The 19,434-nt window shown below is 45.4% G+C and carries 18 protein-coding genes and 1 pseudogene; 11 read left to right on the forward strand and 8 right to left on the reverse strand.

All coding sequences use genetic code 11. The features are described 5' to 3' along the window. Positions 1-92 precede the first annotated feature (92 nt). The 3 genes from QUA74_RS29970 to QUA74_RS26805 all read right to left on the reverse strand — a co-directional run bounded on the left by QUA74_RS29970 (position 93) and on the right by QUA74_RS26805 (position 1,041). Positions 93-368: a transposase gene (locus QUA74_RS29970; RefSeq protein ID WP_445302178.1), complete on the reverse strand. Its 276-nt coding sequence runs from the start codon at positions 366-368 to the stop codon at positions 93-95. Further along, a complete protein-coding gene (locus QUA74_RS26800; protein ID WP_333335076.1) occupies positions 349-627 on the reverse strand; it encodes a transposase in 279 nt (92 codons plus the stop codon). The genes QUA74_RS29970 and QUA74_RS26800 overlap by 20 nt, the downstream gene beginning before the upstream one ends. A 117-nt stretch (positions 628-744) precedes the next feature. After that, positions 745-1,041, reverse strand: coding sequence for an IS630 transposase-related protein (locus tag QUA74_RS26805; RefSeq protein WP_333335079.1), 297 nt, complete (start codon positions 1,039-1,041; stop codon positions 745-747). Between the two features lie 102 nt (positions 1,042-1,143). On the opposite strand from QUA74_RS26805, the pseudogene QUA74_RS26810 reads away from it, so the two are divergent. Both QUA74_RS26810 and QUA74_RS26815 read left to right on the forward strand, forming a co-directional pair. After that, positions 1,144-1,609 (forward strand): annotated as a pseudogene (locus QUA74_RS26810) (IS701 family transposase); the annotation flags it as partial. A gap of 873 nt (positions 1,610-2,482) precedes the next feature. Further along, complete coding sequence (locus QUA74_RS26815; RefSeq protein WP_333335082.1) at positions 2,483-3,577, forward strand: hypothetical protein; 1,095 nt, start codon at positions 2,483-2,485, stop codon at positions 3,575-3,577. Between the two features lie 41 nt (positions 3,578-3,618). Here the strand turns inward: QUA74_RS26815 and QUA74_RS26820 are convergent, their stop codons facing one another. Both QUA74_RS26820 and bchM read right to left on the reverse strand, forming a co-directional pair. Continuing rightward, a complete protein-coding gene (locus QUA74_RS26820) occupies positions 3,619-4,011 on the reverse strand; it encodes a DUF423 domain-containing protein (RefSeq protein WP_333335085.1) in 393 nt (130 codons plus the stop codon). A gap of 236 nt (positions 4,012-4,247) precedes the next feature. Continuing rightward, a complete protein-coding gene (gene bchM, locus QUA74_RS26825; protein ID WP_333335087.1) occupies positions 4,248-4,934 on the reverse strand; it encodes a magnesium protoporphyrin IX methyltransferase in 687 nt (228 codons plus the stop codon). Between the two features lie 319 nt (positions 4,935-5,253). On the opposite strand from bchM, the gene QUA74_RS26830 reads away from it, so the two are divergent. Then, positions 5,254-5,985, forward strand: coding sequence for a DUF4058 family protein (locus QUA74_RS26830; RefSeq protein WP_333335089.1), 732 nt, complete (start codon positions 5,254-5,256; stop codon positions 5,983-5,985). A gap of 74 nt (positions 5,986-6,059) precedes the next feature. Here the strand turns inward: QUA74_RS26830 and nagA are convergent, their stop codons facing one another. Then, positions 6,060-7,289 (reverse strand): N-acetylglucosamine-6-phosphate deacetylase, encoded by a 1,230-nt coding sequence (gene nagA / locus QUA74_RS26835; protein ID WP_333335092.1) that lies wholly within the window; start codon positions 7,287-7,289, stop codon positions 6,060-6,062. A 234-nt stretch (positions 7,290-7,523) separates the two neighbouring features. On the opposite strand from nagA, the gene purE reads away from it, so the two are divergent. Together purE and QUA74_RS26845 are read left to right on the forward strand one after the other, a co-directional pair. Next, positions 7,524-8,045, forward strand: a complete 522-nt coding sequence (gene purE / locus QUA74_RS26840; RefSeq protein WP_333335096.1) for a 5-(carboxyamino)imidazole ribonucleotide mutase — start codon at positions 7,524-7,526, stop codon at positions 8,043-8,045. Between the two features lie 83 nt (positions 8,046-8,128). Continuing rightward, on the forward strand, positions 8,129-9,730 hold the full coding sequence (locus QUA74_RS26845) for an ammonium transporter (protein WP_333335122.1): 1,602 nt from the start codon (positions 8,129-8,131) through the stop codon (positions 9,728-9,730). Between the two features lie 422 nt (positions 9,731-10,152). Here the strand turns inward: QUA74_RS26845 and QUA74_RS26850 are convergent, their stop codons facing one another. Further along, complete coding sequence (locus QUA74_RS26850) at positions 10,153-10,755, reverse strand: IS607 family transposase (protein WP_333335100.1); 603 nt, start codon at positions 10,753-10,755, stop codon at positions 10,153-10,155. 281 nt (positions 10,756-11,036) lie between these two features. On the opposite strand from QUA74_RS26850, the gene QUA74_RS26855 reads away from it, so the two are divergent. Further along, positions 11,037-11,954: an SGNH/GDSL hydrolase family protein gene (locus QUA74_RS26855; RefSeq protein ID WP_333335103.1), complete on the forward strand. Its 918-nt coding sequence runs from the start codon at positions 11,037-11,039 to the stop codon at positions 11,952-11,954. 449 nt (positions 11,955-12,403) lie between these two features. After that, a complete protein-coding gene (locus QUA74_RS26860; protein WP_333335106.1) occupies positions 12,404-13,834 on the forward strand; it encodes an ammonium transporter in 1,431 nt (476 codons plus the stop codon). A gap of 40 nt (positions 13,835-13,874) precedes the next feature. Here QUA74_RS26860 and QUA74_RS26865 read toward each other — a convergent pair whose 3' ends face one another. After that, the gene (locus tag QUA74_RS26865) at positions 13,875-14,033 is read right to left on the reverse strand and encodes a hypothetical protein (RefSeq protein WP_333335110.1); all 159 of its coding nucleotides are present in this window, start codon (positions 14,031-14,033) and stop codon (positions 13,875-13,877) included. A gap of 137 nt (positions 14,034-14,170) precedes the next feature. Between QUA74_RS26865 and QUA74_RS26870 the strand changes: the two genes are divergently transcribed. From QUA74_RS26870 to QUA74_RS26885, 4 genes are all read left to right on the forward strand, one after another. Beyond that, positions 14,171-15,376, forward strand: coding sequence for a 4-hydroxy-3-methylbut-2-enyl diphosphate reductase (locus tag QUA74_RS26870; RefSeq protein ID WP_333335112.1), 1,206 nt, complete (start codon positions 14,171-14,173; stop codon positions 15,374-15,376). A 679-nt stretch (positions 15,377-16,055) separates the two neighbouring features. Continuing rightward, positions 16,056-18,014, forward strand: a complete 1,959-nt coding sequence (locus QUA74_RS26875; RefSeq protein WP_333335115.1) for a CHASE3 domain-containing protein — start codon at positions 16,056-16,058, stop codon at positions 18,012-18,014. Then, positions 17,977-18,423, forward strand: a complete 447-nt coding sequence (locus QUA74_RS26880; protein WP_333335118.1) for a response regulator — start codon at positions 17,977-17,979, stop codon at positions 18,421-18,423. The genes QUA74_RS26875 and QUA74_RS26880 overlap by 38 nt, the downstream gene beginning before the upstream one ends. A 250-nt stretch (positions 18,424-18,673) precedes the next feature. Continuing rightward, complete coding sequence (locus tag QUA74_RS26885) at positions 18,674-19,066, forward strand: response regulator (protein WP_333335121.1); 393 nt, start codon at positions 18,674-18,676, stop codon at positions 19,064-19,066. Positions 19,067-19,434: the final 368 nt, after the last annotated feature.

Below are 19,434 nucleotides of genomic sequence, written 5' to 3' on the forward strand. Positions count from 1 at the left end.
TGTCTCTAAGCTATTCTCTACTATCACACCTGGTAAATTTAGCAATTGTGTCATTAATCTTTTCATTGCTTTACTTACAGCGGATTCCAGGTTTATGAAGTACAGTAGCAGCAGCTTGTAAACCAGTTTTTAAAGTGCTTAATATTAACCAACTCAAGCGCCGTAGCTAGTAAAATATCAACCATCTTGGTAGTAGTGGGCGAAAACTTACGTAAAAAAGCTTTGAGTTGTGACCACCATAATTCGATTGGATTAAAGTCAGGAGAATAGGGTGATAAATTCAGAACACTCGCACCAGCGGCTTGAATCAGGGGTTCAATCACCGCCAACTTATGGGCTGGTAGATTATCAATTAACTTCGACTGCACCCTCCCATAATTTTGGCACTAAGCACTGTTCCACAAAAACTGCAAATGCCTGACTATCCATCGACCCGTTGAGCGTCATTAATCCTACTACTTTTTTTAAGCTGATTGCTCCAATAACTGTGACTTTAGCACCCCGATAAAATGGTTTTAAATCATAGACTCTACTACCACATTTTGAACGTGTATGGGTTCGTATTAACCCCAATAGAACGCCCATTTCGTCCAAAAAAACGAGATTGTCAGGGTCGATATTTTTCACTTTGTCCCAATATTCACACATATAAAGTTGCACTCGGTCGGTGGCAGATAGACTACTCCGTATTGTCTTTTTTTTCGCGTCAGATTTTGTTTGATTAATTCGCGACACATCATACGCTTAACTGACAGATTGTTGGTAGCTATCTAGCCAATATTCACAATATTCTAATAAGGTACTATCCGGATATTTTTCTACCATCTGGGTCAATTGAGCTGTGGACGAGTGTAACACACTTTTAAGGCTTCCACCCTGTTTTTTTAGTTGAACGTGACCAGTCGTTTGTTTTTGTTTTAAGATTTTTTGAACAAACGCTTTACTCACATCAAAACGTTGGGCTACTTTCCTGACTGATGTATCACCTTGTTCATAGGCTTTAATTATTTTTTTACGAAACTCGATCGAATAAGCTTTCATTTTTTCTGGTGATGTACTGAATGTAGTGTATTACATATACATGGAATTTGCTGTAAATAATCCTCAACTTTTAACATTTTAGCATACTAAACACGGAAGAGCCAAAAAAGGACTGTATCAAATGAGCCACATAATTATTGCCAGGTAAGCACTCTGGCAATTCCTGAGTCAGGAGTAATAACTCATTTAAAAGAATTGGGATTTATAAAGTTGTTTAGAAAAAGCTTTAAAAAAGAGGCGTCTAGACACTAGATTTTCTCTTGACCAAAGTGAGAAAAAATCCCTGAGATTACAAGAGATGAATTTATCACAATTCATAATACTCATTGGCAAATTGAAACCTTTCATAGAGCTATCAAGCAAGTATGTGGAATTTGTCGGTTCATGGTAAGAGATACCTGTGCAATCAAGACTCATGTATTTTGTTCACTTCCAGATGAGTGTTAAATTAGAGTTGATGCGGTCTGAAAAAATAATTAGTAACTCGTATGAAGTCCAAAGGAATCTATTCACTTCAGTTATAAGTGAGCCGATTTTAGCCAACTTTAGTAGTGGTGGCCTTGTCTAGAGTACATAGATGATGTTTTTTGTCAATGCGTAAGTCCTAGAATTGAAGCATTGACCCCACGGATAAATTCGGGGGCTTGTTTCTCGGATACAGGTTTTTTATTTCTCCACGGATGAATCCGGGGGCTTGTATCTTGGATGAAGAAGGTCAGAGTTGGCAAAATATGGGAGCGATCGGGCTAGTCAGTCGCTAATTCCGGTTTTGAAGGGTAGTTTGCCGATCGAATGGACGACGATCAATTGCCGGGCCGGCGATTCCCTACGGGATAGCTTCGCTTCACGGGGAAGCTAAAAAACTGAGCGCAAAAAACGGCCCTGGCAATTGCCTTAACGAAATGCACATAAATCTCATCCTAATCTCAAATTTAATTTTTTATTTAGAAAAGCCGATCGTTAAATTTGTTAGGGTTTCCTAACAATCGGCAGACTCAAAATACATTTTTAATTCAGCTATAGAAATAAATTAACCACAGTCACCGCTCGATCTTGCTGTAGCCTAGCTTCTTTAAGAAACGAGGGCATCTACCAAAGCGCTCCAAAACAAAGATAAGGTATTTCAAGCCGTAGTTTTTTTGAGGCAGACTTGAATTTAATTATCAGATTTTAAGACAAATTAAATTTATTTCCAGCTCTCTTGATAGGTCAACAAAATAAATTAGGGTCGCGATCACAGGGTGACTGTGATCGATCGCACAATCAATAACGTTATTAACGTGCAGCTTATAAAAGATGCAGGCAGTCGAGCCAAATGGCTTATAGCTTTAAGCACAATTGCGGATGACTGTCAGGGTACAAATCCAGAAAATTGTAGTTAACAACGTTAAAAAGTAGGGGAATTGATCGGGTGCGAGTTAATAAAAAAACGAGGTTGATCATGACGGGTATTTCACAAATATCTTCAAAGTCTTTACCTGCAGCCGACGAAATTCAACACGGGGATAGTCTGGCATCGCAGGGTATTACCGGATGGGACAATGACCAATTCCCAGAGGCTAAAGGCGTCAGCGTTTCTTCCTTAACCGTTAGCTGGGCAAAAAAATATTACAGTACAGTTGCCGCACGAGAAAACCAAGCCCCGCGACAAATTCTCCCAAGCCTAGAGTTAACTAACTTTGAGGAAAATCGAGCCCAAATAGTTGACAAGTTGAAAGATACCCTGAAATTAGCTAGCGAGATAGCTTGGAGTAGAGTAGAAGCTCTTTTAGGGGAACAAATACAGCGGCACGCGATAGATCCAAGCTTAATTAATTCTTTAGAAATTGCCGCCGATTCTCGCACCTTATATTGGAAAGCAATAGATGCTTATGCCGATAGAGAACCTGTTTTCCGCTTGTCAGTGCTGGTGGGAAAAGATCTTATCAAAGTGAGGCGAAAATACTCGGAGACTGATCCGTTAGTGCTGGGATTTGTGACGGTGGAGTTTCAATACATTAGCAAAATCTTGTTAGGATGTCTTTCGGAGTCAGAGAGAGCAGAATTTGCACCATACTTAAAAGTTATAGACGACTACCTACACATTCCCTACGGAGAGATTAACGAGGCGGCGGCGAATCAGCCCGCGAATTCAAGAGCTTTATTAGCCGTTCAGCATTTGTTGCAGCATACGACTCAGATTGCCAGTGCAGTGTACGCTCGAGCTAGTTTCCAGCATCAAGGATACCGCAGCAGCAGCGGTTATTTGAGCGATCGCGAGGTAAAAATTTCTGGTATCCGGGATGTAGAGATTTTTCAAAGCTATTTGTGCTGGTGCGTTTTGGAAGGTAGCATTCACCCGGTACAGCAAGAATTGTTTCCACTTTGCGTGATGTTGTATCCGAAACTTCATGTAAGTTGGGAGTTGGTGCAGGATATGCTGCTGATTTTGTTTTGGGAAATATGCGAGCGACTTCCTCCGGAAGATTTAACGATATTTTTACCTTACTTGCGTACTTTGACAGAGATGTTTTCCAGGGATGTGTTTGATAATTAGGTAATGGCTAATTGGTAATTGCTTCAAAATTTACCAGTTGTTTATTTAAAACTAAAAGCTGCGACTGCCAAACATCCCCAACCGACAATAAAAGCCACTCCTCCCACAGGGGTAATGGCACCCAGCCATTTGATGTCAGTCAAACTCAGGGCGTACAAACTGCCGGAAAAGATGATTGTGCCGACAATAAAAGCCCATCCAGCCACTGCAAAAAAGGTTTCAGACTCTTGGGCATGGCTCAAGAGTAAAGCGACGAGTAATAGAGCCAGGGCATGGTACATTTGATATCGGGCACCGGTCTCAAAAATGGTTAAAGCCCGATCGCTCAATTGATTTTTCAAAGCGTGGGAGGCGAAAGCACCGCCTGCAACGGATAAACCTCCGAAGATGGCTGCCGCTGCTATAAAAATGCGAATTAAAATTAGCGTTGACATAATATTTATTGAATTGGGAAGAAGAAAGAAGGAAGAAGGAAGAAGGAAGAAGGAAGAGGGAAAAACATCTAATTGTTGATATCGAATGTGTGCGGTGCGTGCCTTAGTTGTCATTGCGAGCCTCCGCGAAGCAATCGCAGAGTATGGAGGTGCACTTGCCTAACGTGGGTAAGGGAAGGTGCGCGGGGCGCACCCTAGGTTTATGATAAATTATCTTTTTTGCAGATATTTTTAACCTATTTCCGCACAGCTTCCAGCAAGCGAGAATAGTAAAAGCTAGTGCTAGTCATCGCTGTTCTGTTAATAACAAAACCATTGTTTTCTAAGATTTTGATAATATCAGCTTCGCGGTGCTGGTAAGCGCGAGTAGTTTTGCTCGGGCCGGGAAAAAGTTCGCCAATTTTTTTGAGGGCGGTGAGTGCTAAAGTTTTGGGCGCAAAACTAAGAATTAGTCGCGATTCGGCGATCGAACTTAGGTGAGCGATCATTTCTGCAGCCTTATTTTGAGGATAGTGGATTAGCACATCCAAACAAATCACGGTGTGGAATTTGCCGGTTAAAGCTTCCAAATCTTGGGCGGCGAAGGAGATGTTGTAGAGCTTGCCGGGAACTGCTGTCGATCGATCGTAAGCTTCTGCTACCATCTTTTCAGAGATATCGCTAGCGCAAACAATTGCCCCAGCGTCAGCCAGAGGAATGCTCAGAGATCCTACACCGCAGCCAGCATCGCAGACACACAGCCCAGGCAAATTTCCGTCAGCTTGCAGCCATTCGATGACTGTATCCACCGTTTTCTGGTGCCCGGTGCGGATGTCTAGCTGAACTTTATTGACTTTCCCGTCACCGTAAATTCGCTGCCAGCGATCGAAGCCCGTCGAGTTAAAATACTGTCTAACTATAGTCTTGTCGTCTACCAAATTCATCGATTTGCCTGCTGCTGAGTTATTGCCAACGGTTAAATATTATAAAGCCGCAGCGGCAGTTATTGTTAACCGAAAGTAATTTAGTCCGGGCCCCCCGGATTTATCAGTGGGGTCAGTTCTTCAATTTTCAATTCTTTAATCTAAAATCTAAAATCTAAAATCGATTGACACTCCCCACCCAATTAAATTGAGTTAGATTTATTGATAGAGGCATCGCAACTCGAACAATCCCGAATTGAGAAACTAATTTAATAAAAATCGAGTTGCAGCCGATCGCACATTCGAGCGATAATTTTAATCAGCCCTAACTTTAAAAAATATGGTGCTACAAGATCATTTCCGCCCGCCGCTGTCGGTTCGCCGTCACTGGCACGCCTTTCACAACGCCTGGGCGACTTACATTGCATCCGATTTGAATGCCAAATTACCCGCAAATTACTTTGCCGAGCCCAACGTGCAGTTTGGGATTGAAATTGATGTAGCAGCTTTTGAGGAATCGTTACCGGAGTTGGAGAACCCAGAGACGGTAATTCGTTTGCCAATAGATTTCCCAAATAATTGGATGTCACCCCCAGTCCAAAGCGTGCCTTTTCTAACTGCGGCGGAAACCGTGCAAGTCAGTATTTTTAACACTGAAGCGGGCCCGGTATTAGCCGGTGCAATTGAATTAGTAAGTCCTGCCAACAAAGACCGTTCTACTCATCGCGGTGGTTTTGTTTCTAAGTGCGAGACGTATTTGCGCCAGGGAATTGGGTTGGTAATAGTTGATGTTGTGACGGGAAGGAAGACAAATCTTCATAATGAATTGTTAGCCCGTCTGGCGGGAGGAAGCGCTTCGCCCTTGGACGCTGACCTCTATGCTACAGCTTATCGACCGATCGAGCGAGACGGCAACCAATGCCTCGATATTTGGCAGGAAAAACTGGCTGTGGGCTGCGCGCTTCCTGCTTTACCGCTGTGGCTACGGGGCGATATTTGCTTGGCTGTGGAATTAAACACTATTTACGATCGAACTTGCCGAGAACACCGAATTGCTGTTAGCAGCGCTTAGCATCAGGACTCTTCGTCCTCACTACGAACTCTACTGCGCGAGAAACTAATGGCATGGAAACTAAATGGAACCACTTAAAACAACCGATGCCAAGTCAATTCTTTTGTCGCCGCATTTAAATTCCACCGCAACAATTGAGTTGCTGAGTGGCCAATAATTCCCGCAATTCCGATCGCCCTTCTCGGAGATTCTGTTGCCAGGGCGATCGCACTTTCGGCATCACAAATCCCCCACTCCACCAAATTCTGCACTCCCGCCAACAGCGGCAGAGTTGTACCCGCCAAAGTAGCAGATTCCAGGGGCGAGTGGTAATCTAATCTTACCCAAGCTGTACCTTTTCTGACTTCAATTTGTCGGGAATCCCAAGGATAAACACCGTCAGGCAAACCCAAAGGAGCCAAAGCATCGCTCACCAAAAAAATGCCTTTTTCATACCTACCAGCGCGCAGCAAAAAATCAATCATTGTCGGAGAAACGTGCTTCCCATCAGCAATTAAACCACATTTTACGCCCGGACAAACAATTGCCGCTCCCAACAAACCCGGTTCTCTGTGGTGCAAACTCGGCATCGCATTAAAAGCGTGAGTTACCATTGAAGCTCCCCGCTCAAATGCTTGTTGGGCTTGCTCTGCCGTCGCTTGGGAATGTCCGAGACTGACCGCAATTCCCAAACTTTGCAAATAGGAAATGACTTCGCCAGTGCTGTCTAACTCAGGCGCTAAAGTAATTATTTTGACAATATCTGCACAATCTCCTAAAACTTGCTTGACATTTTCTATAGTTAGCGGTAATAAAAACTCAACTGGGTGAGCACCTCGCTTTTGGGGGTTGAGAAAAGGGCCTTCGAGGTGAACACCAAGAATTTCGGCTGTTTTGGTTTTATTGATTGCCGGAGCAGCGGTTTGTACAGTGCGGATATAATCAGCAATAGTCGAGAGCGATCGCCTAAACTTATACAGTGAAGTTGTCACCAAAGTCGGCACAAAAGCATCGACTCCCTGATTCCACAAAAATTGACAAATTTTCGGCAAAATTTCAATATGTTTGCTTTCTAAATCGGGAAAAGCAAAACCGAGGGCTCCGTTAATCTGCAAGTCAACACCGCCCAGAGAAAGCCAATCGCCTGCTACATCAAGCACTTGCAAATCGGGAGGACAAATCCGTTTAAATACGGCGTCCATCGGGCAAACTTCTTGAATAATACCCGTTTTGTTAACAGCAAGCATCTGCAAATCCTTGCAACCGGGGAGGCGAACATTGAGAATATCTGTGCGGGCGGCAGTTGGGGTTGTGGCTTCAGTCATCCGATTTTAGATTTTAGATTTTAGATTTTAGAATTAATATTCGCTACGGATAAATCCGGTGGCTGGCGATGAGGAGGGGGAGCTTTTTGCTTTTTGCTGGCTCCAGGGCTTCTCAGACGGGGGATTGTGCCCAAATTGCTTTTAAGGGTCTGTTTTGGTACAAAATATCTAAATTTGAGTTAACGCAATCATTTAAAATTAGCATTTATCTGAAATCTCAAATCTGAAAATTTTATGAATCAAGCGACAGTTGGAATTATCATGGGTAGCGATTCGGATTTGCCAACCATGAAAGATGCGATCGCGGTTTGCGAAGAATTCAGTGTTGCTTGCTCCGTGGCGATCATCTCGGCGCACCGCACCCCTGATCGCATGGTGGAATACGCCGAAACCGCACACCAAAGAGGCTTGAAAGTCATTATCGCAGGTGCCGGGGGAGCAGCCCACCTTCCGGGTATGGTAGCATCTTTAACGCCCTTGCCAGTAATTGGGGTGCCGGTACCGAGCCGCCACCTGCAAGGCCTAGATTCGCTGTACTCGATCGTGCAAATGCCAGCCGGGATACCCGTAGCAACAGTGGGGATCGGCAACGCTAAGAATGCTGGCTTGCTGGCAGTTCAGATACTGGCAGCTCATCAGCCAGAATTGCTAGAGCGAGTTTTGCATTACCGCAAAAATTTGTCCGAATCTGTACTGAAAAAACAAAATCAACTAGAAGAGCTAGGCTATCATAACTATCTCAATCTCAACAAATAATCCATAAACTTTTGTAGTAAGATTGGAAAGTTTTCCGAATATTGCTGAGCTTACTAGCCGTAAAGAGGGTAAAAGTGATTAAAATGACTGTCGGAAAGAAAAAGTCGAAACAACTCAGGCGGGATGCTTTAAATTTGCCAGCAGCTAAATTTTTTACGAAAGTTAACAGGTTGAAGAAGTTACCACGGGCGATCGCCCGCCTCAGCCCAAGTTGGCAAGCCTGCATACCTTTAGCTGCAATCATCGTCTTGGTGTGGGGATATGCGGCGGTAGCCCAAACAGCTCCCGCGCCAACCACCGAGGAACAATTAGCCAGCCTTAAGGTGGGCATGGATACCATGTGGGTCATGGTGGCGGCGATGATAGTGTTCTTTATGAACGCCGGTTTCGGTATGTTGGAAACCGGGTTTTGCCGCCAAAAAAATGCCGTCAACGTGCTGTCCAAAAACTTGATTGTTTTTGCGCTTTCTACGATCGCATTTTGGGCCATCGGGTTTGCCTTAATGTTCAGCGACGGCAACGGTTTTATCGGCAGCAGTGGCGGATTTTTCCTGTGGAACGTAGCTGACAACAGCCCCGCCACAGGAGACGCTTATCAAGGCATTTTCAGCGCATTAAACTGGACGGGAGTCCCCCTCAACGCTAAATTCTTTTTCCAATTAGTTTTTGCGGGAACTGCTGCGACGATCGTTTCTGGAGCCGTTGCAGAGCGAATTAAATTCCTTGAATTCTTAATTTTCAGCTTGCTGCTAGTAGGCATTGCTTACCCGATTACCGGACACTGGATATGGGGGGGAGGCTGGCTGGCAAAAGCCGGCTTCTGGGATTTTGCCGGTTCGACAGTGGTTCACTCGGTAGGCGGTTGGGCGGCTTTGATGGGAGCGGCATTTTTGGGGCCGCGGCTCGGCAAGTACCGCGACGGCGATACTGTGGCGATGCCGGGACACAATATGAGCATTGCCACCCTGGGTTGTTTGATTTTGTGGTTCGGTTGGTTCGGGTTTAATCCCGGTTCGACAATGGCAGTCGATCCAAATGCGATCGCCCATATTGCGCTCACCACCAACACTGCGGGTGCTTTCGGGGGAATTGCTGCAACCATTACTGCTTGGCTGTACCTGGGTAAACCTGACCTTTCGATGATTATCAACGGCATCCTCGCCGGCTTAGTCGGGGTAACAGCGAGCTGTGCTTGGATCAACGTGCCCAACTCTGCCATTATCGGCACGATCGCCGGTATCCTGGTAGTTTTCGCCGTAACTTTCTTCGACAACTTGAAAATTGACGACCCTGTAGGAGCAACTTCAGTTCACTTAGTCTGTGGCATCTGGGGAACTCTGGCAGTTGGGCTGTTTGCTGACGGGCCTACAACTGGACTTTATACCGCAGGCCCCGAAGCCGGATTGCTTGTGGGCGGAGGTTTCGGTCAACTCTGGGCGCAGTTGGTCGGCATTATTTCTGTAGGCGGGATGACCGTGCTGCTGAGTACGATTTTTTGGCTGGCACTCAAAGCTTTGCTGGGTATCCGCGTTTCTGCTTTAGAGGAGGCTGAAGGTTTGGATATCGGCGAACACGGGATGGAAGCTTATACCGGGTTTGTGAAGGAAACGAGCTTGGACAACAGAAGTGAGAGCAGCTACGGCGGTTATGGTGGGGGTTCTGGGGGCAAGACTACCAAACTGTAGAGCGTGCGAAGAAATCAATTAATTCAGCTTTCGTGGTCTAGATTAGCTATTTATCAGCTAATTCACGCCTTTATTCAGAAAAACCACAATCTGAAATAGCCCCCAACTTATGGCTGTCTATCGTTGTGCTCGCGTTTCAATCTTCGATGCGAACGCGGGCATAATTTTATTTTTAGTTGACCTTTAATGGCTGACATATGGCGTGGCACAATTTGAGGATGATTATGGTGGGGTGTCCCGCCTGCTGTGAAAATACACGCCTTCGGGCTACGAGAGTCCATCCGACAAAAAAATCAAAATCATCCCGCTATTATGCAACGCCTTACATATAGTAGTTTCCGATTGCATGAGATGTGCGCCGGTAATTGGTAATTGGGAATTGAGAATCTGTAACTGACGAGCTTTGTAAGCTGGTGTATTGATTAGAGTTTACCGGCAATTGCTTTAAGTTCTTCAACGACGCCCTTGTTCTTGGGATTCTTGCTGCCATCAACGCGGGCGGAGACAACAGTGATTATTTCTAGTATATCTTTAGCTAAATCCTCGTCACAGCTAGTATTTTCGGTTTGATTTATAATCACTACCTCTGTCCCAAAGTGTTCGCACAAATTAAAAATTAGTTCAGAACCAAATCTCAAAAGTCTGTCTTTGTGAGTTAATACCAATCTTTCTACTTGATTGTCTGCGATCGCCCGAATTAGATGTTGTAAACCCCGCTTACTGTAATTAACCCCAGAACCCACATCATCAATGATTTGGAATTGCCAGCCGTGAGATGCACAAAACAATTCCAAAACTTGTTTTTGTCTGTCTAAATCATCTTTTTGGTTGTGACTGCTAACCCGAGCGTAAGCAATGGTTAAAGCGCCGTTGGGTTTTAAGCCGAGAAGATGAGCTAGGTCATAGCGTCTGTGACCATTAGCGGTGCGTTCCGGTATTAGCTTGCCTTCGGCTTCCCATCTTCGCAAGGTGGAAGCGCTCACACCTTTAAGTTTGGCTGCTTCAGTTATAGTTAATTTTTTCATTTTTGGATTTTAGCATCAGAAATGGGTAATTTCGGTAAGTTTTAGATATATTTTTGTCCGGGTCTGGTGGTTGGACAAATCCGATTGCGGTGCCAGAAAGTTTGGTAGGCAGATTTTTTATGGTAAAGTAGTGCGAAAAAGCAAAGTTCTGCATCGCCGTCGCGCCCAACACAGCACAGTGCTTGATTCTTACAAGAATTGAGGCTTTAATTGAGTGGTAAAATTTGATGCAGCAATCAGTGCAAATTATTCGGTGTGAGGCCTGCAAATAGCTTGAGTTTATGGAGAAGTTTGGAGGAGGTAGCAGAAGTAGAACTCATAAATCCCTCTTAGGGATGGAAGTTAGCCGATCGAAAGCTGTTCCGGTTTGGGCTTTGCTATCTTTGGTGACGAACGGGGTACTGATAGTTACAGTCGCTCAACTACTGCTGCGGGGACACAACTTGACAGAAAGCTTCCAGGCGAATGATGCGGTGACGGCAGAAGCGGCCCAGGAACAAATTGGCCAATCGGCGATCTCTGCAAAGGCAGTGCTAGACGTGCCCGTTCCCGGGCCACGACATAAATGGACTTACCAGCAGTGGGTGACGCAGTTGGGTCGCGAAGCTGAGGCGGCGGCGGCGAATCGACCCTCAAGACTGAGTGTTTTGGCTGGGGATTCTCTAAGTATGTGGTTTCCGACCAAGCTGTTACCAGTTGATAGAATTTGGCTGAATCAAGGGATTTCGGGGGAGACTTCCCTGGGTTTGCTGAAGCGGTTGCAGTTGTTCGATAGAACTGCCCCGGATACGGTGTTTGTGATGATTGGGATTAACGATTTGTTGCGGGGGACCAGCGACGAAGGGATTTTGGACAACCAGCGACAGATTATTCGCGATTTGCGGTGGGCTCACCCCAAAGCACAAGTTGTTGTGCAGTCGATTTTGCCCCACAGTGGGGAACAAGCTACTTGGGAAAATCGCGATCGGCTGTTGGCGATTCCTAACAGTCGGATTAGGGCAATAAATCGACGGCTGAAAGAAATTGCTAGTTCGGAAAATGTTTTGTATCTGGATTTGTACCCGCTGTTTGCGGATGCTGACGGCAATTTGCCAACCGAACTCAGCACAGACGGCTTGCACCTTAACGATCAAGGTTATCTGGTTTGGCGATCGGCCCTGCAACTGTTCGATCAGATGCAGTTGAAAAATGAGTCATGAGTTATTAGTCATTAGTTAGAAAGATCAAGGATAAAGTAACATTCTCCCCACCTCTCCCCCTCTCCTCCTCCCACTCTCCCCAACTCAAAACTCTTACCTTCTCCTCAACTCCCCCTCTCCGATTACTCTGCTATCACTGGCTATGTCAAGTATCGACTGATAGATTAAGAAATATGATACTTAGCTATTTTGTATAGTGTGATACAGAATAACTGTTTATACAAATGGTGCAATCCAAAAGGCATAGACCATTAGATTGATAGTTGACGAATATAGATGAGTCCGGCTATACGGAGTCGGGGGGTTGAAGATTGGGGAATTATCTATTGAAGATTTGTTCCGCTACAACAGGGACTTAAAACCAAATAACTATTGCATCTAAAATCCTCACATCTAAAATCGGCTCGGTCTTCCCTGAAAATTGCTGAGTATGAAAAGGTACAACTAACGTGATCAAAAAAAGTTTAACGATCGGCATCATTGCGCTGTGGCTGTTAAGCGTGCCGCTGACCGACAATGCCTTAGCTCAAGATGCTGGTGCCGCTGCGGCGGTGGCGCCGAATCCGATCAACAGCGGCGATACCGCCTGGATGTTGATATCCTCAGCACTGGTATTACTGATGACACCGGGGTTGGCGTTTTTCTACGGGGGACTGGTGCGATCGCGCAACGTTCTCAACACCATGATGATGAGCTTAGTCATGATGGGAGTGATTGGCGTCACCTGGACGTTGTGGGGCTACAGTTTAGCCTTTGACGTTTCTACTCCAGCGTCCGAAGGCTTTGGTAAAGGGATCGAAAGCTTCATCGGTGGCTTCGACTGGATGTTCTTGAACAAAGTGACGGCGGACACACCAGATCCGATCGGCTATGCACCGACAATACCCCACCAAGTCTTCATGGTTTACCAGATGATGTTCGCCATCATCACTCCAGCCTTGATTTCCGGGGCGATCGTCGAACGGGTAACATTTAAAACCTATTTCTGGTTCGTGCTGCTGTGGTCTACCTTCATCTACTCTCCTTTAGCCCACTGGGTTTGGGGTAGAGGCTGGCTGGGGGCGATCGGAACTCTGGACTTTGCCGGCGGCACAGTCGTGCACATCAGTTCCGGTGTTTCTGCCGTTGTCGCAGCTTGGATGATCGGGCCCCGCAAAGACCACTTGAAGAAGCCCCACACCCCTCACAACGTACCCTACGTCTTGCTTGGAATTGGGATGCTGTGGTTCGGCTGGTTTGGCTTCAACGGCGGTAGCGCTTTGGGATCTGGTTCTTTAGCAACAGTGGCTTTTGTCACCACCATGATTTCTGCAGCAGCCGGGGGTTTAACTTGGACAATTGTGGAATGGGTGCTCAGAGGCAAACCGACAGCAGTGGGAATTGCCAGCGGTTTCCTAGCGGGATTGGTGGGAATCACACCTGCGGCTGGATTCGTGCTTCCAGTGGGAGCGCTTTTGATCGGATCGATCACTTCGGTTTGCTGCTTCTTTGCGGTTAGTTGGCGGGCTAAGCTGGGATTTGACGACTCTTTGGATACCTTCCCGATTCACGGCGTCGGCGGGACTGTGGGCGCGATTCTGACTGGCCTGTTTGCGACTAAAGCGGTTAACGCTGCCGGAAATGACGGGCTGTTTGCCGGGAATCCGGGGCTAATCGTCACCCAGTTTGTAGGCGTTCTAGCTACTTACGTGTTTGCGGCTGTCGGCACTTTTGTGATCCTGAAAATTTTGGAACAGTTTATGGAACTGCGAGTATCCTCATCTGCTGAAGACAAAGGTTTGGATATTGACCTGCATGGGGAAGAAGCTTACGGTGAGGATTTTGCTGGCGGTTTCACTTCGTTTGAATCGGGTTCTCCTTTTGCGCCGAAGAAGGTTTGAAGCTGATTTTCTGTGGGAGTTCGATCGTGTAGAGACTCAGCTATCTGGGTCTCTGCAATTTTTTTAAGTTTTTTTTAACGAACCGCGAAGACGCTAAGAGCGCGAAGGAAGAGGTATAAAGGTGCTGTTCCACCTGTTCGCCCAATTGTCTCATTCTTCTTTCTTCTTCCTTCGCGTTTTTCGCGTCTTCGCGGTTCATTCTTTCTTTCCTCTCAATTCAATGTGTCGATCGTATAAATAGCATATCCCCTCTTCGCTACTGAGCCAATAATCGCGATCGCACCCCAGGCATTCTAAAATCAAAGGTAATTAACCTAGATTTCAACTCGATACCGCATGGATACTAAAGCTTTTAAACGATCGCTCCAACAGTCTGAAAACTACCACCGCAAGGGTTTCGGACACGAAGCTGAGGTAGCTGGCGTGATGCAGACAGCTTATCAAAGCAGTCTGATCCAGCAAATTCGCGACAATAATTACAGGCTGGAACGCGGCGCAGTCACGATCCGGCTGGCTGAGGCTTTTGGCTTTTGCTGGGGGGTGGAACGCGCTGTAGCTATTGCTTACGAGACTCGCCAGCATTTCCCCTCGGAACGGATTTGGATTACTAATGAGATTATTCATAATCCGTCGGTCAATCAGCATTTGCGGGATATGGAAGTTGGTTTTATTGCTGTTGAAAATGGGCAGAAAAATTTTTCGGTTGTCGATAGTGGCGATGTGGTAATTTTACCGGCTTTTGGGGCGAGCGTCCAAGAAATGCAGTTGCTTAATGATAAGGGCTGCAAGATTGTTGATACTACTTGTCCTTGGGTTTCTAAGGTTTGGAATACTGTTGAGAAGCACAAGAAGAGGAATTATACTTCCATTATTCACGGTCAGTACAAGCATGAGGAAACTGTTGCTACGAGTTCTTTTGCTGATAAGTATTTGATTGTGCTGAATTGGCAAGAAGCTGAATATGTCAGCAATTATATCTTGCAGGGGGGCGACCGCGATGAGTTTCTTGCTAAATTTAGCAAGGCTTATTCTGCTGGTTTTGACCCAGATGTGGATTTGGAAAGCGTTGGTATTGCTAACCAAACTACTATGCTCAAAACTGAGACAGAGAATATTGGTAAATTGTTTGAAAAAACGATGATGCGAAAGTTCGGACCGGAGAATTTGAACGAGCATTTTCAGAGTTTTAATACTATCTGCGATGCGACTCAGGAACGGCAAGACGCTATGTTAAGTTTGGTTGAGGAAAAGTTAGATTTGATGCTGGTGATTGGGGGTTTTAATTCTTCTAATACTACGCATTTGCAGGAAATCGCGATCGACAAAACTGTTCCTTCTTATCACATTGATTGTGCGGAGCGCATTTTACCGGGAAATCGGATCGAACACAAGCCTTTGGGGGCCGATTTGGTCGTAACTGAAGGTTGGTTACCGGATGGTAAAATTGTAGTCGGCGTGACTTCGGGTGCTTCTACGCCTGATAAGGTTGTTGAAGATGCGATTGATCGCATTTTGGCAATGAAAGCGACTGCTGTTGTGTAATTATTATATTGTTTCGGCACTGCACTCGGAATCATCATTTTCTCAGTGCAGTGCGATCGTCCAAGTCTTCAACAGACTATCAACTCCAATTGCTCTTCATTCCCTCTTGATGCTGAAAATTACCCGCGTTAACCTGCGTTTATCTGCGGTTAGTTTCCCTAGCAATTTCTCCCCTACGTCCCAAAAATTATTTTTTTCAGAAATCATGAAAAATTCGCCTTTTTTTTGGGGGAAAAAGCTTGACACTGGTCGCTTGACGAGGTATCATTTAATAATGGGAATATTGCCTAAATTAAAATTTATATCACCACTTGCATTATTTAAAATATACCCCAAAAGTCAACTTAAGTCAATAGGTAAAAACTCTTTTCTTTGCGCCACGATGTGAAACTGTGAAAGCAGCATAATCGATGCAACAAAACATGGTGAATAAAGCTTTGTTAACCATCCTAGATTGTGTGGGGCCTGCCTGAATCACGAGAGGTAAGAGAGCTATTTCTGGCATCTCCGACTTAAGGGGGATGCCAGGAATATCTAGACTAAAATAGGAACAAGATTGATCGCAGATTTGAGCCTTAAATTTATAGTCTTTAGTCGCTCTATAGGCCCGCGCCAAAAATTCGAGTAGTCCGTATCCAGCTAAAATAAAAAAAAGCAGGACTCGCACGCCGACTATTTCATGAAACAATCGCTGACTCCCCAAATCACCGCAGGTATCGGAATGGTCGTGGCCCTGCTAATTTTCAATGCGGCAACTTCCTACCACAACACTCTCAAGTTAATCGAAAACGAACACTGGGTGAGCCACACTCAGCAAGTTTTAACCGAACTCGAAGCCACGCTTTCCACCTTAAAAGATGCTGAAACCGGACAGCGCGGTTATTTGCTGACCGGAGAAGAACGGTATTTAGAACCCTATCACAGCGCGATCGCCCGGGTTAACGAACAAGTAGTCGGATTGCAGCAGCTAACGGCGGACAATAAGCGGCAGCAACAGCGCCTTCGCGATTTGAAAATTGCGATCGACTCTAAATTAGCCGAACTTGAAGGAACCATCAATCTGCGACGCCAACAAAACTTAGCAGCAGCCGTGCGGCAAGTAAAAACCGGTAGGGGAAAGCCAATCATGGGTGGCATTCGGCAGCAGATAGCCGCCATGACTGCTGAAGAAACTCAGCTATTGCAGCAGCGCGCCCGAGAATCTAAAAACAGCGCTAATTTGACCATCCTGACTTTTACGGTTGCTTCTTTAGTAAATTTCCTGTTGATGGTGTTGGTTTATTATTTGGTCAAGCGCGATCGAACTTTGCGCGACAAGGCCGAAATTAAGCTAAATCAACTGTTAGAACAGCTAGAACACGATCGCCACTCCCTACAATTAAGCGAAGAACGTTTCCGTCGCGCCATTCTCAACGCACCGCTGCCAATTATGCTGCACGCTGAAAACGGAGAAGTTTTGCAAATTAACTGCGCTTGGACAGAACTCTCAGGCTACGAATACTCAGAAATTCCTACAATTGAAGATTGGACAGAAAAAGCTTACCACAGTCGCCAATCGCTAGTGCAAGCAGATCTCGATCGGCTCCACCAATTAAACGCGCGCATTTCTGAAGGCGAATATATGATTGCCACAGCCAGCGGCGAAAGTCGAATTTGGGAGTTTTATTCCGCACCTTTAGATCAGCTTTCCGACGGCCGAAGTTTAGTAATTAGTACCGCCATTGACATAACTGCGCGCAAACAAGCAGAAGCAGAAATTCGGATGCTCAATGCTACCTTAGAACGGCGAGTCGAACTCCGCACCAATCAACTTCAAGCAGCTAACGAAGAATTAGAATCTTTCGCCTATACCGTTGCCCACGATTTGCGTGCTCCCCTGCGGGGAATGCAGGGATTGGCTGAAGCTTTATTAGAAGATTACCGGGACATCCTCGACGAACTTGGTCAAGAATACGCCCAGCAAATTGTTAATTCTGGGCAACAATTAGAAGAGTTGATCCAAGATTTGCTAGCTTACAGCCGCCTGAGCCGCACAGATTTATCCCTGCAAGTTTTAGACTTAGAATCTGCTGTAGCCGAGGCAATTGCTATGGTACAAGCTGACGCTAAATCCAGGCACGCTCAAATCAGTGTTCGATCGCCCTTGCCTGCGGTAATTGCCCACCGCGTTACTTTAGTTCAAGTAATCGCCAATCTGCTCACCAATGCTATAAAATTTGTGGAAGGCGCACCACCCCAAGTGCAGATATGGGCCGAGGAACTTGAGCTGCCTCAAGAGGGAGAGACAGACAGGGATATAGCGGGAGAATTGGAAAGGCAAACTGTGGGACAGTGGGAACATTCCCAGTTACTTATGGTCAACCCTCTATTGCCAGTCGGCCTCATCCGTCTTTGGGTAGAAGACAACGGCATCGGTATTGCTGCAGAACATCAAAAACGCATTTTTCGGGTTTTTGAACGGCTGCACGGTATCGAATCTTACCCCGGAACTGGTATAGGATTAGCTATTGTAAAAAAAGGAGTTGATCGCATGGGCGGTCAAGTTGGAGTGGAATCTCAATTAGGACAAGGCAGTCGATTTTGGATACAACTGAGGAAGCATGACCCAAACGCAGACGATTTTGCTGGTGGAAGATAACCCCGTTGATATTCTATTGATGCAGCGGGCATTTCGGAATGAGACTTTTGCTAATACTTCGCTGCAAATTGTGCGAGATGGAGATGCAGCGGTTTTTTATTTAAATGGGGACGGAGAATACAGCGATCGCGATCGTTATCCTTTACCTGCGATAATTTTACTAGATTTGAAATTGCCCAGGCGATCCGGTCATGAGGTTCTGGTTTGGCTGAGGCAGCAGCCGCAACTAAAACGCTTGCCAGTGGTTATGCTTACTTCTTCTAGCCAAAGACTTGATGTCAAACGAGCTTACGATTTAGGGGTAAATTCTTATTTGGTTAAACCAGTCGGGTTTGCTTCTTTATTGGAAATGATGCAGAGTTTTAGCGAGTATTGGCTCAACTATACCGAACTGCCGGAAACTCTATAATTTTCGGGTTTTTAGTGGGTGTTTATCGATTTTTATTGCTTGTTTCCTCGTTACCAAGCTCTTTCTGGTAGTGGCGTTTTCCCGATTTTTATTGCTTGTTTCCTCGTTACCTGGATCTTTTTGATAACGAGGAAATTAATTTTGTAGTGAGGCATCGCGTCCTCAATCATCTTAAAGAGGCAACCTCCAACATTTTTAGTCGGAGTGATTTTCGGCACTCTAACTAACAGCAAAATTATAAATTTTTAAAGTGGTACACATTCTAGTAATTGACGACAACCCCACTGATCGGCTGCTCGTTAAACGCGAATTAGAGCGGCAATTTTCGCCATTGCAAGTAACAGAAATTTCCGATAATAGATTGTTCGTGGAAGCACTGAATCGAGGTCAATTCCCTCTGGTGATTACCGACTACCAACTGCGCTGGACGAACGGTTTAGATGTGCTTAAAACTCTCAAAGCGCGTTATCCACAGTGTCCGATTGTAATGTTTACGAATACTAGCAATGAAGAAATTGCTGTAGAGGCGATGAAATCCGGATTGGACGATTACATTATCAAGTCGCCTAAGCACTACGTCCGCCTTTGCGTTGCTGTTCGCGCAGTGCTCCATCGAGTTGCCGCCTGGAAGTCGCCCGACTAGAAAATCAACTTAATTCTCTGCTAGAACGCTTAAATGTCGGAGTTTTTCGAGCGAGTTCCCAGGGGCAGCTTTTGGAAAGCAATCAAGCTTTTTTGCGCTTGTTTGATGCCAGCAATTTAGCAGATGTCCAAGGGATTTATCTGCAGCAATTTTTTTGCAACCGATAGATTCAGGGGAGTCTCGGTGTCAAAATCTAGAAATTACATTTCCTTTGGCAGACGGTCGAGTAACATGGATTCGGTTTACTCAATATCTCTACAGCACAGAAGGTGAAAGTAAGTAAGTCGGCAGGAAAATGCCTAAGTATGTAACAAAATATTAAGTAGGACGATCTGTTCTCAATTTAATGCGTTTTGTAGAGTAGTTTC

The organism is Microcoleus sp. LAD1_D3, assembly GCF_036702135.1.
In the GTDB taxonomy this organism is placed as follows: domain Bacteria; phylum Cyanobacteriota; class Cyanobacteriia; order Cyanobacteriales; family Microcoleaceae; genus Microcoleus.